General features: G+C 72.0%; 13 protein-coding genes and 1 CRISPR repeat array. Of the genes, 9 read left to right on the top strand and 4 right to left on the bottom strand.

Features of this window, described 5'->3' with window-relative positions:
* Positions 1–52: 52 nt before the first annotated feature.
* Positions 53–934, top strand: coding sequence for a glycosyltransferase family 2 protein (locus J7E94_RS07830; protein WP_215013552.1), 882 nt, complete (start codon positions 53–55; stop codon positions 932–934).
* A gap of 5 nt (positions 935–939) precedes the next feature.
* Here the strand turns inward: J7E94_RS07830 and J7E94_RS07835 are convergent, their stop codons facing one another.
* From J7E94_RS07835 to J7E94_RS07845, 3 genes are all read right to left on the bottom strand, one after another.
* Positions 940–2,034, bottom strand: a complete 1,095-nt coding sequence (locus tag J7E94_RS07835) for an NAD(P)-dependent oxidoreductase (protein ID WP_215013553.1) — start codon at positions 2,032–2,034, stop codon at positions 940–942.
* A gap of 135 nt (positions 2,035–2,169) precedes the next feature.
* Entirely contained in the window at positions 2,170–2,394 is a 225-nt protein-coding gene (locus tag J7E94_RS07840) for a hypothetical protein (protein WP_215013554.1), read from the bottom strand.
* Entirely contained in the window at positions 2,391–2,567 is a 177-nt protein-coding gene (locus J7E94_RS07845) for a hypothetical protein (RefSeq protein WP_215013555.1), read from the bottom strand. Before J7E94_RS07845 ends, J7E94_RS07840 begins: the two co-directional genes overlap by 4 nt.
* 208 nt (positions 2,568–2,775) lie before the next feature.
* On the opposite strand from J7E94_RS07845, the gene J7E94_RS07850 reads away from it, so the two are divergent.
* Complete coding sequence (locus J7E94_RS07850; protein ID WP_308344696.1) at positions 2,776–3,864, top strand: XRE family transcriptional regulator; 1,089 nt, start codon at positions 2,776–2,778, stop codon at positions 3,862–3,864.
* Positions 3,861–4,433 carry an HD family hydrolase gene (locus tag J7E94_RS07855; protein WP_215013557.1) on the top strand — a complete coding sequence of 191 codons (573 nt, stop codon included), beginning with the start codon at positions 3,861–3,863 and terminating at the stop codon, positions 4,431–4,433. Before J7E94_RS07850 ends, J7E94_RS07855 begins: the two co-directional genes overlap by 4 nt.
* A 260-nt stretch (positions 4,434–4,693) precedes the next feature.
* A CRISPR array of direct repeats spans positions 4,694–5,085; the repeat unit is 29 nt; unit sequence CTGCTCCCCGCGCACGCGGGGATGACCCC.
* 383 nt (positions 5,086–5,468) lie between these two features.
* On the opposite strand, the gene J7E94_RS07860 is transcribed toward J7E94_RS07855, so the two are convergent.
* On the bottom strand, positions 5,469–8,237 hold the full coding sequence (locus tag J7E94_RS07860; RefSeq protein ID WP_215013560.1) for a tetratricopeptide repeat protein: 2,769 nt from the start codon (positions 8,235–8,237) through the stop codon (positions 5,469–5,471).
* Positions 8,238–8,414: 177 nt separating this feature from the next.
* Between J7E94_RS07860 and J7E94_RS35360 the strand changes: the two genes are divergently transcribed.
* The 6 genes from J7E94_RS35360 to J7E94_RS07885 all read left to right on the top strand — a co-directional run bounded on the left by J7E94_RS35360 (position 8,415) and on the right by J7E94_RS07885 (position 11,073).
* Positions 8,415–8,543: a hypothetical protein gene (locus J7E94_RS35360; RefSeq protein ID WP_285440726.1), complete on the top strand. Its 129-nt coding sequence runs from the start codon at positions 8,415–8,417 to the stop codon at positions 8,541–8,543.
* A 128-nt stretch (positions 8,544–8,671) separates the two neighbouring features.
* Positions 8,672–8,839 (top strand): hypothetical protein, encoded by a 168-nt coding sequence (locus J7E94_RS07865; RefSeq protein WP_215013562.1) that lies wholly within the window; start codon positions 8,672–8,674, stop codon positions 8,837–8,839.
* Positions 8,836–9,024 carry a hypothetical protein gene (locus tag J7E94_RS07870; RefSeq protein WP_215013563.1) on the top strand — a complete coding sequence of 63 codons (189 nt, stop codon included), beginning with the start codon at positions 8,836–8,838 and terminating at the stop codon, positions 9,022–9,024. The genes J7E94_RS07865 and J7E94_RS07870 overlap by 4 nt, the downstream gene beginning before the upstream one ends.
* A gap of 9 nt (positions 9,025–9,033) precedes the next feature.
* A complete protein-coding gene (locus tag J7E94_RS07875) occupies positions 9,034–9,636 on the top strand; it encodes a hypothetical protein (protein WP_215013564.1) in 603 nt (200 codons plus the stop codon).
* Positions 9,637–9,725: 89 nt separating this feature from the next.
* On the top strand, positions 9,726–10,043 hold the full coding sequence (locus J7E94_RS07880) for a hypothetical protein (protein ID WP_215013565.1): 318 nt from the start codon (positions 9,726–9,728) through the stop codon (positions 10,041–10,043).
* A gap of 430 nt (positions 10,044–10,473) precedes the next feature.
* Positions 10,474–11,073, top strand: a complete 600-nt coding sequence (locus J7E94_RS07885; RefSeq protein WP_215013566.1) for a hypothetical protein — start codon at positions 10,474–10,476, stop codon at positions 11,071–11,073.
* Positions 11,074–11,289 lie beyond the last annotated feature (216 nt).

Here is an 11,289-nt window from a genome sequence, read left to right on the forward strand (position 1 = left end):
CTCGGGCGGGCGGTACGCTCGCCGTTCACCTCGTGCCGGAAGGAAGGACGTGATGGGTGTGACCCGACCGCGGGTGGGCGTGGCCGTGCTGACGATGGGCGACCGGATGCCCGAGCTGCGGGCCCTGCTGGACTCGGTCGCCAAGCAGGACGAGCCCGCCGCCCGGATCGTCGTGGTCGGCAACGGCTGTGCGCTGCCCGGTCTGCCCGAGGGCGTTACAGGGGTGGAGCTGGCGGAGAACCTGGGTGTGTCCGGCGGCCGCAACGTCGCGTGGCGGCGGCTGCGGGAGTTCGGGGACGTCGACGTACTGGTGGACCTGGATGACGACGGGCTGCTTGTCGATGCCGATGTCGTGCGACGCATCGCCGACCTCTACGAGGACCAGGGCCGCCTCGGCATCGTCAGCTTCCGGATCGCCGACGAGACGGGCGAGACCCAGCGTCGCCACATCCCCCGCCTGCGGGCGAAGGACCCGATGCGGCGCGGCCTGGTCACGACGTTCCTCGGCGGCGGCCACGCGCTGTCGATGCCGATGCTGGAGCGGACGGGTGGCTGGCCGGACTCGTTCTTCTTCACCCACGAGGAGACCGACCTCGCCTGGCGCGCGCTGGACGCCGGCTGGGACATCCTCTACGAGCCGCAGCTCGTCCTCCAGCACCCCAAGACCTCTCCCGCCCGGCACGCGGTCTACTACCGGATGACCGCCCGCAACCGGGTCTGGCTCGCCAAACGCCACCTGCCCGCCCCCCTCGTCCCCGTCTACCTCGGCGTGTGGACCGTGCTGACCGTGGCCCGGACGCGGTCGGCGGCCGGGCTGCGGGCCTGGTTCGGCGGGTTCGCCGAGGGCGTTCGGACCAGCGGCGGACCCCGCCGGCCCATGCGGTGGCGCACCGTCGTGCGGATGGCCCGGCTGGGCCGGCCGCCGGTCATCTAGGCCCGTCAGCCCTGCGTCGCGGTCTGCGCCAGCCAGCCGGGCGCGGCGTGCGGGGCGTTCTGCAGCCACGCCACGTAGCGGGCCACGCCGTCGGCGATGGCCACCCGCGGCTTCCAGCCCAGGATGTTCTCCATGCGGCGGACCGAGGCGTACCCGCCGAGCGGGTCCCCGGCCGGCAGCGGCGTCTCCAGCATCGGTGTGCCGGGGTAGTGGGCGCGGACCAGGTCGGCGACGTCGCGGATGCTGGTTGCCACCCCGGTGCCGATGTTGACCGTCTCGGTGTGCGCCCGGGGGCTGGTCAGCGCGCGCAGGGTGCCCTCGGCGATGTCGTCGACGTGGGTCAGGTCGCGGACCTGGCGGCCGCCGCCGTTCAGGTGCAGCGGCAGCCCGAGTGAGGCGCGGGCGGCGAACCAGGCCACCACCCACGAGTGGCTGTTGGGCTTGACGGTCTGCGGCTCCCCGTAGACGGAGAAGTACCGGACGATCGCGTACGAGATCCCGACCTGGCCCAAGACGAGGGCGGTCTGCTCCTCGCCCCACGCCTTGGTGTTCCCGTACACCGACACCGGCCGCATGCGGTCGCCCTCGTGGAACTGGGGCGGGATCCGCCCGTGGACCACCTCCAGAAGCTGGCGCATGGTCAGCAGCTCCTGGCTGTGGGCCTCCTCGGGGCTGCCGTCGCCGTAGACGCTGGCGGAGGACACGAACACCATCCGCCGGATACGGGCACTGGCCGCGACGGCGTCCAGGACGGCCTGGGTTCCCGCGATGTTCGTGTCGATCGCGGCGAGCGGCTCGCGGGTGCAGGCCGCCACGTCCGCGAGGGCGGCCGCGTGGACGACGTAGTCGCACTCCGCCACGAGCTTGCGTACGAGCGGGGCGTCGCGGATGTCGCCGGTGATGACGTCCGGGTCGGTCGGGTCGACGCCGAAGAAGTCGGTGTAGACGTGCTGGGGGTAGGCGTTCATGCTGCACAGCGAGATGGGGCGGGCGCCGAGCGCGCGCAGCCGGGCGGTGATGCGGGAGCCGATGAGCCCCGCACCGCCCGTCACCAGGACGGTGGCGCCGGTCAGGGCGGCGAGGGGGGAGCGGTCGTACACGATGCCTCCGCGAGGTGCCGGCGGCGGCCCGGGCGGGCCGTCGGTTTGGTGGTGTCCGCAGGCCGGGGAAGTCGGCCGTACGGAGGGAGTAGCCGCACCGGGGCCGGGCGGTCGGCCTCCCGGGTGCGGGGCGGCTCAGGCAGCCGCGAGGAGCTGGATGTTGGCCACGGCGGTCGCCAGCTCGGTGCCGCCGGCCACGGGGCGGATGTAGGCGCGGCGGGTCCAGCGCGGGCCCGCGTGGGTGTCGACCTCCTCGAGGACGACGGCCATCAGCCGCCCCTCGGTGCCGGAGGCCAGGTCGCGGACCAGGCAGCCGAGCAGCGGATGCGCTTCGTGTCCGAAGCCGAGGTGGGTACTCATGTCCGGTCGTTCCCTCCGCCGGGCTGCTGGCTTGCGGGGTCGTAGCCGCGCAGGAATCGGGCGAGGCCGCGGCCGGCGCGCGCCAGGAGCTCGGGCGATGGGTGGCCCTGCGGCAAGCGGTCGAGGCCGTTGTCCGCCGTGTCGTCTGCTGTGTCGTCTGCCGGTCCGTTCACGGGCGGCCTCCTCACATCGGGCCGGTCGACACGGCCTGTGCCTGCAGGCGGTTGGGCCGCGCCGGGGGTCAGGTCGGGTCGGGCTTTCTCGGGACGACCGTAGGGTCACTGCGGATGCGGTAGGACTGACCCGGGGTACGAGTTCGTCAGAGGACATCGCGACCGGGGGCAGGCCGTCATGAGCAGGCCGCACACATCAGCAGGCGCAGTGACGGGCTTCGTGCTGCGCCTGGCCAGGCAGAGCATTCCGCGTACCCAGGTCTCGATGGCGGAGGCCCTGGGCGTGGACCTGAACACCTGGCAGGGCTGGGAATCCGGTCGCCGGCCGGTGGCGCACATGCGGGTGGGGGCGCTGCTGGAGCTGCGCCGGCGGCTTCCCGCGCTCGGCGCCGACCCCCGGCTGGTGGGGCTCCTGGACGCGGCGATGGACGCGGACCGCATCATCGCCTCCGGACTCGGCGGCCTGGACGCCGACCGCCAGGGCGGCCCCCACCCGTTGGCCGGCTGGGTCCACACCCGCGACACCGCGCACATGCTCGCCTGGGCCCTGACCGGTACGGCGCCGCCCGCGCTCGCCGGCCTGGCGCCCGCGCCCCGCCGCGGGCCCGTGGCGGCCGCGCCGCTCCTGGGCCCGGCGGACCGGCAGATGTTCTTCGACCGGCTGCGCGAGAGCGCCGAGTTGGCCGCCGGTCAGGGCGGGGGCGGGGTGCTGCTGCACCGGCAGGCCTTATATCTGGCCTCGTACGACCGGGGGCCCGACGCCGCCGCGTGGACCGCACAGGCCCTGCACGGGCGCCGGGACGTACTGGCGCGGCGCGGCTGGTCCCCGCACTGGGCGGAGGCCCGCTCGACCGCGACCGCCCTGGCCCGCCTCGGAGACCCGCAGCCGCTGCTGGACTTCATCGAGCGGGCCGTCGCCGACGACGACACCGCCGAGGCGGCGAACCTGAACTACTGGGCGTACTGGCTCGGCGCGTACGCCGTGCCGCAGGCCGACGACACCTTCATGCGGGACCGGGAGCTGACCGGCTGGGACCCGGTGACGCTGCTGCGCGCGCTGGCCCGCGGGATACACCTCGCCCCCGGTTACGTGGACCTGTACGCGCACTCGCTGTGGGCACTGCTGCGCGCGTTCCCGTGGCTGCCGCAGGCAGCGGGCCGGCTCGGCGCCCCGCTGCAGGGGAAGGTGGCGGAGCTCCTGGACGGGGCAGAACTGTCGGAAAGATCCAGACGTGAACTGGGCTCCGTCGCATACGTTCTAGGTCAGCACACCCGAGAGACCGGAGGCAGCAGATGAAGGACGACACGGCCCGGGGCACGACCGGCTTCCTCTTCGAGATGGGCGTCCTCAAGCGCGTCGCGCGTACGGGCTGGTGGTTCCTCGGGAACAAGCAGCCCGAGACCATCGCCGAGCACTCCTTCCGGGTCGGGGTCATCGGCTCGGTGCTGGCGATGATGGAGGGCGCCGACCCGGCGCGAACTTCCCTCCTCTGCCTCTTCCACGACAGCCAGGAGACGCGGGTCGGCGACATCCCGCACATCGGGCGCCGCTATCTGCGCGCCGCCTCCAACCAGGAGGTCACCGCGGACCAGGTCTCGGCGGCGCACCCGGCCGTCCGCGCGGGCGTGCAGTCGGCGGTCGACGAGTACGAGGACGGCACCACCCCCGAGGCGATCGTGGCGCGCGACGCGGACAAGCTGGAGTGCCTGATCCAGGCCGTGGAGTACCGCGAACAGGGCTACACCCTCACCCAGAACTGGATCGACACCAGCCTCGCCAGCCTGAAGACGGACTCGGCGAAGGCCCTGGCGGACGCGGCCCTCTCCATGACGTCCCTGGAGTGGCAGCAGACCTACCTTCGCTGACCGCTCCCGCGGGACGGGGCCATCACCCCCTGCGGAGCTCGTTCCCCGTTGAGGGGCCGAGGGTGGGGCAGCGGCTTGCGGTGCCGAGGCCGCGCTACAGGCAGCTGCGGGGCTGCGCACTGCAACTGGTGGTAGCCGTTGGCCCTGGGGGCACCTGCCATCACGGCGCCTCGCTCTGGTATGAAATTGTTGATTTGCCGGATTCGGTGAAAGTACTCAAGAACGGCGCATCGCCCGCATAGAGTCCCAGGTCAAGAAGCCTGCTCCCCGCGCACGCGGGGATGACCCCGACCGCACCCTCCCCGGCAGCAGCTACGCCATCTGCTCCCCGCGCACGCGGGATGACCCCTCCTCGCCGGGGGCCCGGCCACCCTGCCCACCCTGCTCCCCGCGCACGCGGGGATGACCCCGGTCTCCCGGGCAGTTCGGGCACGCGGCTGTGCTGCTCCCCGCGCACGCGGGGATGACCCCACACCTAGGCATTCTCGATACGTCGGACCCCTCTGCTCCCCGCGCACGCGGGGATGACCCCGGCATCCTCATGCTCGCGCAGACGGTCGGTGCCTGCTCCCCGCGCACGCGGGGATGAACCCCACGCACGTCCCCCTCAGTCGGGGGTCAACGCTGCTCCCCTCTCACGCGGAGATCCTCGGGACCAGCGCCGCCGTCGGCCATCACATACTGGGTCGCCGGAGGGGCACGGCGCACCGAGCGGTCGGACCCCGGCGACGACTCCGCCGATCTCCTCGACCCTGCAACGGCTGGCAGACCGCCCCGTCCTGGTGCCGGGGGATTTCGGGTGTCATGGTCAGCCACCGGCGGAGGGGTGGGGTCGTCCAGGGCGTCGTACACGGATCATCCTCCGGCGGTGTAGTGCTTCTTCACGGTCGAGGGCCTCGGTGAAGGGGGATCAGGGCTTTGTCGAGGCAGTAGTCGCCGGCCTGGGACCAGCCGTTCTTGTCCGGCATGGTCAGGGAGAGCGGCGAGGCGATCCCGCGGCCGCATTGGCTCCCGCACGCGCCTCGCCGGACGGGGTCAGTCCGGCAGTCCACGCGCGGCGCGGGCCCGCGCCGCGTGCAGCAGCGCCTCGGCTGCCCGGCCGGGGTCGCCGAGCTCGCGGAAGACCGCGACCGCGGCGGTGAGGTGGTCGGCGGCCTCGGCGAAGCGGCCGAGCTCGGACAGTGCGCGCCCGAGGTTCGTCAGCACGATGCCCTCGCCCCTGCGGTCGCCGATCTCGCGGCAGATCTCCAGCTCCCGGGTGCCGACGTCGATGGCGTCCGCCAGCCTGCCCGTGGCGACGAGGGTGCCGCCTAGGCTGTTCAGCATCAGGCCCTCGCGGGTGCGGTCGCCCGTTTCCCCGAAGAGGGCGGCGGCGGTGGTGAAGTGGTCGGCGGCGTCGGCGAATCTCCGCTCCTGGTTACGGAGCAGGCCGAGGTTGCTCAGCGCCATGGCCTCGCCGTGGCGGTCGCCGGTCCCCCGGCAGACGGTGATCGCGTCGGTAAGTGTCCCGGCGGCCTCCTCCGGCCGGTCTGACACGACCAGGGCGGCGCCGAGGTTGTACAGCGTCGTGCCCTCGGTGCGGCGCTCGCCGGCGTGACGGCAGGCGGCGACCGCGTCGGTGTACGCCGTGACGGCCTCGTCCAGTCGGCCCAACTCGAGCAGGGCGCGCCCCAGGTTGCCCAGGGCCGTGCCTTCGCTGCGGCGGTCGCCCATCTTGCGGAAGACGGCAACGACCTCGGTGAGGGTCTGGACGGCGTGCTCCGGCTTGCCCGCATCCACCAGGAGGGCCGCCATGTTGCCCATCACCTGCGCTTGGCTATAGAGATCGCCGGTCTCACGGAAGAGGGCGCCTGCGCGGTGGAAGGTCTCGGCCGCTTCGGGGAATCTTTCCAGGCGCATCAGGGCGCCGCCCAGGTTGCCCAACGTCATGGCCTCGGCACGGCGGTCGCCGACATCCCGGTAGAGGCCGATGACCTCCGTGAAGATGTCGACGGCCTGTTCAAAGTCCCGTACGTGGGTCAGAGCTGTCCCGAGGGTGTTCAGGGCGCTGCCCTCGCGCCGGCGGTCGCCGGCCTCGCGCAAGACGGCGGCTGCTGCGCTACTCAGCCGGATGGAGTCGGCGAAGTGGCCGGAGTGGGTGAAGTACATGGCGAGAGCCTGGTCGAGGCTGGTGGCGGCGGGGTGGTGCGCGGGGGCGGCGAGGGCGGCTGCGACAAGGTTGCTGCGCTCGGCGTCAAGCCACGCCAGCGCCTGGTCGCGGTCGGCGAAGGTGCCGGAGGCGGGCGTGTTCTGCTCGGGCCACAGGTGGGCGTCGGCGTCCTGGGCGGTGGTGAGGTAGTGGTGGAGCAGGCGCGACACCGCCGGCTCCCGGCCGTCGGCTGGCGCCTCCCTCTGGCCGAGGTCGTCGGCGAAGAGGCGGACGAGGTCGTGCATCGCCCAGCGCTCCGGCCCTGCGGTGGCGGGCTCCAGGAGGTGGGTCCTGGCCAGGCCGGCCAGGAGACGCCGGGCGTGGGTGGCGCTCTCGCCGAGCAGGGCGGCCGCCGCGGCGGTCGACACGTCCGGCCCGGGCGCCGCAGCCAGCAGGCGCAGCGCGCGCTGCTGCGGCTCCGTCAGGTGCTGGTAGGACAGCTCCAGCGACGCCCGCAACGCCAAGGGGCGGCCTTCGTCGTCGTCCCCGTCGTAGGCGAGCCGGTCCAGGCGGGTCCGGGCGTCGCGTAGTTCGTCGGCCTGATCGGCCAGGCGCCGGTCGGGCTCGTCCCGCAGCAGGGCACCGATGATCTTCAGCGCCAGCGGCAGGCGCCCGCATAGCCGCGCCAGCCGCAGTGCGTCGTCGTGCTGCGCGATGACGCGCGCGTCGTCGGTGCCGCCGGCCCGCAGCGTCCGGTCCAGGAGGTCGACGGCGTCGGCCGGGCTCATCGGGGAGAGATCGACGCGGCGGGCGGGCAGCGAGGACAGGGTGTGCCGCGAGGTGACCAGGGCCCGGTGCGGTGCGGCGGGCAGCAGGGCGTCGATCTGCCCGGGCTCGCGAACGTTGTCCAGGATGACGAGGAGCGGACGGCCTTGCGCCGCCCGGGTGTCCAGGTGGATCCGCCAGGCATCCAGCTTCTCGTCGGTGCCTGGCAGATCCTTCGTCTTCACCCCGAGTGCGCGCAGGAACCGGTCCGCGACCGCGCCCGCCTCCACTTGGGGGGCGTTGCTGTAGCCGCGCAGGTCGGCGAAGAGGATCCCGCCGGGGAACCACCCTCGTACCCGGGCCTGGTGGGCGGCGTGCACAGCCAGGGCCGTCTTACCGACCCCTCCCATCCCCGCCGACACGACCACCGCAGCCGCCGCGGCGTCGCCCGGACCGCCACCGGAGCCACCGTCGGGCTCCAGCAGATCCAGGATCTCGGCCAGTTCGGCCGCACGGCCGGTGAATCCCGCCAGATCCGGGGGCAGCGTCACGGGACCGGGCGGCGGGCCCGGTGACGCGGCCCGGGTCGCGGGCCGACCGCCGCGTGTGGTGTTGCGCTCCTGGCGGGCCGCCGCCAGGAGTTGCTGCCACCACCCCTCGGGCCGCCTCGCGTATCCGCTCCCCACGCCTGCCGCTTCCTGCTGAAGAAAGTGGACGAGCGCCATCACATACCGGTCGTTTCGGTCCGGAACGGTGCGGCCATTGAGCCAGTCGCTGAGGGTCGACACGCCGATCTTCACCGGTGGGTTCCGCTGTTCTCCGAGTTGCACCAAGCGCTCGAGCGTCGGGCGCCCCGCGCTCTCGTACACCGTCGCGAGCTCCGCCCAGAACCGCCGCGCGCGCTCCGCCACTGCCACCCTCCCGAACTCCCCGGAAAAGACTGTGAGATGCCAGCCCACCAGGCTTGTCACGGCCGCACAAGCCTCCTGCAGCCCTCGGACACCTCGCCGGAAACTCCCCGGAAGCGCGGTACTGGCACCGCAGCCGGGCCGCATCGGGCGACCCGCTACGCGGCGAAGGAGACAGCCATGGCCGACACCGACACCCCGAACCCCTCCCCCCGTACCCGCGACGCGCTCGCCAGGTGCCTACGACTCCTCGCGCTGGCCGCCGTGAGCGGCGCCGCCGAGGCCGTCGTCAACTGGCTCTTCAGGTGAACGCCGCCGAGCCGGAGGACCTTGCGGCAGTACTGCTCCGGGAACCGCGGGGGAGGCATAGCCCACGTAACCACGACGAGTTCAGGCGCCGGGCGGTTCTTGCTGGTCTGAGACCCCCAAGGGGGGCCGTGACCTTCGTGGCCGACACCAGCAAGAGCAAGCTGGACGCCGCCCAGATCGCCCTGGCCAAGTCCCTGGGGCTGGTCCCGCTGCCCAGCAGCGAGTACATGAAGGTACCCAAGGGCGACAAGGGGGTCACGCCGAGCAGAACATCCTGGCCTTCCTCAGCAGGATGAACGACGGCCAGTCGCAGCCCACGTGGCTGCCATCGCACGGCGCCGCGTCGAACGTCGTCTGCAACAAGTTCTGTGCGCCCGTCGTCCGGGGCAGCGGCGGAGCCATGTTCGGGCTGGTCCACTCCCATTCCCACGGGGCACAGCAGAACCAGTTCTATTGGCCCTCCCCGCACAAACCCGCGTAAACAGGCAGCATGGAAATCACACATGTCAACGCTGTGCTGCTGGCCGAGGAGCGTCTTCCCGGGATCGGCTCAGGCTACTTCCGGCCTGATGCCTGGCAGGTGCGCAACGGCGCGGTCTGGATGGTGGGCAGAGAGGACAAGGACCTGGTCCTCGCGCGGGTTTCCGAGGATCAGTCCCGGGTCTTCGACGGACAGGAACTCCGCGCGGCACCCGGTCCCGCTCTCCGCACCGCGTTCGTCTCCCCCCTCCCGGATGGCGCCTTGGCGGTGATCGGCAGTGGGTACGTCGCCGTGGTCGAGGCGGACGGGCGGACGCGGTGGAGGTACGAACACGAGTCCTGGGCCGACGAGCGCATCGCCACGGGGGCCTGTACGGCCGACTCCTCGGGCCGCCGGCTGCTGGTGACGGTACCCGGCCCGACGAACCCCGACGGCCCCTACCCCGGCGACCTGATCGTCGTACTCGACCTCGCCGACGGCCGCCTCCTCGCGCAGACGGTACTCCCGTCGGCCTCCGCCGGTTACGGCTTCCAGCAGTCGCTGACCGACCCTGCCCAGATTTTCCTGGACGCCCCCAGGGCGACACCTTCCACGCCCTGCTCGTCACCCTGAACGGCGACACCCCGCAGGCGGAACACGTCGGCTACGAGGACGAGCCGTTCGCCGGACTGGCCCGCGACGGGGCGTTCCTCAAACTGGACGTGGGCGGCGACTGGCTGGGCCGCTACCAGCCCGGACACCCGGACGTCAGCGCGGACGCGGAGGACGTCCTCCCCGACGGCCTGCGCTTCGTGGGCTACCGACCGGGCTTCCTCGACGCGGACCGCGTCCTGGCGGCCGTCGCCGAGGAGCAGGACGGGGAGGACAACCGCAATCTCCTCCTGGAGGCCCACACCCTCCGCCCCACCGCCGAAGTCACCTACTCGGCCACCACCTGCTGCGACCCTCTCGCCCTGGGCGACGGCACCTGGCTCACGTCCCATTCGAACGACACCCTCCGCCGCTGGCGCACGGCCTGACGGCGCAGCCTCCCAGTCGCGCGGGCCACGGCACCGAAAGTCTGCGTCTGCGTGGCTGCCGCCTACCAGGGCCCTGGACCAGGTCCAGGGCCCTGCTGATCGGCACGGCGAAGCGGGCCAGGGAGAAAGAGCGCCTGCCCACGCTGCCGCAGCGGGAGAAGCGTCACGGACGCTCGCGCGCGCGGCGAAGGTGCTGTTCGAGGAGCACACCTGCACCGCTGCCCGCCCTCGGGCCCGACTCAGAGCAGATGCCCAGCCCTGGGGCTTCGCGGCTTGATGCCCTTGCCGTGGTACAACACGGTGCTCGCACCGGGCCTTCCTGCACCTCAACTACTCACACCCGGATGACCCCGCCATGCGGGCTTGTGCCCGGCGAGAACGGCCCCAGCCCAGCCTGGGGCGAGGTTGCCGCGGGGGCCATGATGGGTGCATGAGCAGTCATCAGCCCCTTGTTATTGCTGCCGCACAGGCGGCCGGTCCGTGTGTCGCGGGGGAGGAATCGGCCTGGCAGACGCGGGTACGAGCGCTGGCCGTCGATCTCTTTGTGTTGGGTGATGTGGTGGCCCGGGACATTCAGCGATTGGGCGCGGCGACTCGGTTTCCCGCGACGCTGCTGGGAGTAGTGACGGAGGACTCGAGTAAGCGCGGTGTGCTGTTGCTGCGCAACGTCTCGGGTGAGTTGGAGCCGGCCATCCGTACGGATCGGGGCGACACGGATGCTGGTGCGGCGATGATCACGCGGGCTCAGTCGTTGGTGGGGCGCCGGGTGCTGGTCTACAAGGAGATGGAGGCTCTGGCGTCGAATCCGATGCACAAGGCGCGGGTGGTGGTGCACCTGATGGACCTGGGGCTGGAGACGGAGTCCATTGGTGAGGACGAGGCCAAGGGACACGTCCTCCAGGCAGCTGCTGGAGATCGGGACCTAGCGCTCCGTGCCTGGCAGCAGGCCTCGCTCCCGGACCGCGGCCCGGTGACGGCGGCTCAGCTAGGCGGTGTGCTGGCATGTCTGCAGCAGGCGAGTCGAACATAGCTGGCCACATTCACCGAAAAAATGCGGTAATGACCATTACGTCCGAATCGGTGAAAGTTATGCAAACGGGGCTGCCGCCGCCCTAAAGTGGCAGGTCAGTCCAATGCCGGTGAGTTAGCGAGTCGATGCAGGTCAGGCGGGCACCGGTGGTGGATTGGGGCCGAAATCTCCCCTGGTGACACTGCGTAGTTCGCTACCGGTCTCTTATAAACATCT

The organism is Streptomyces sp. ISL-94 (assembly GCF_018614075.1).
Classification (GTDB): domain Bacteria; phylum Actinomycetota; class Actinomycetes; order Streptomycetales; family Streptomycetaceae; genus Streptomyces.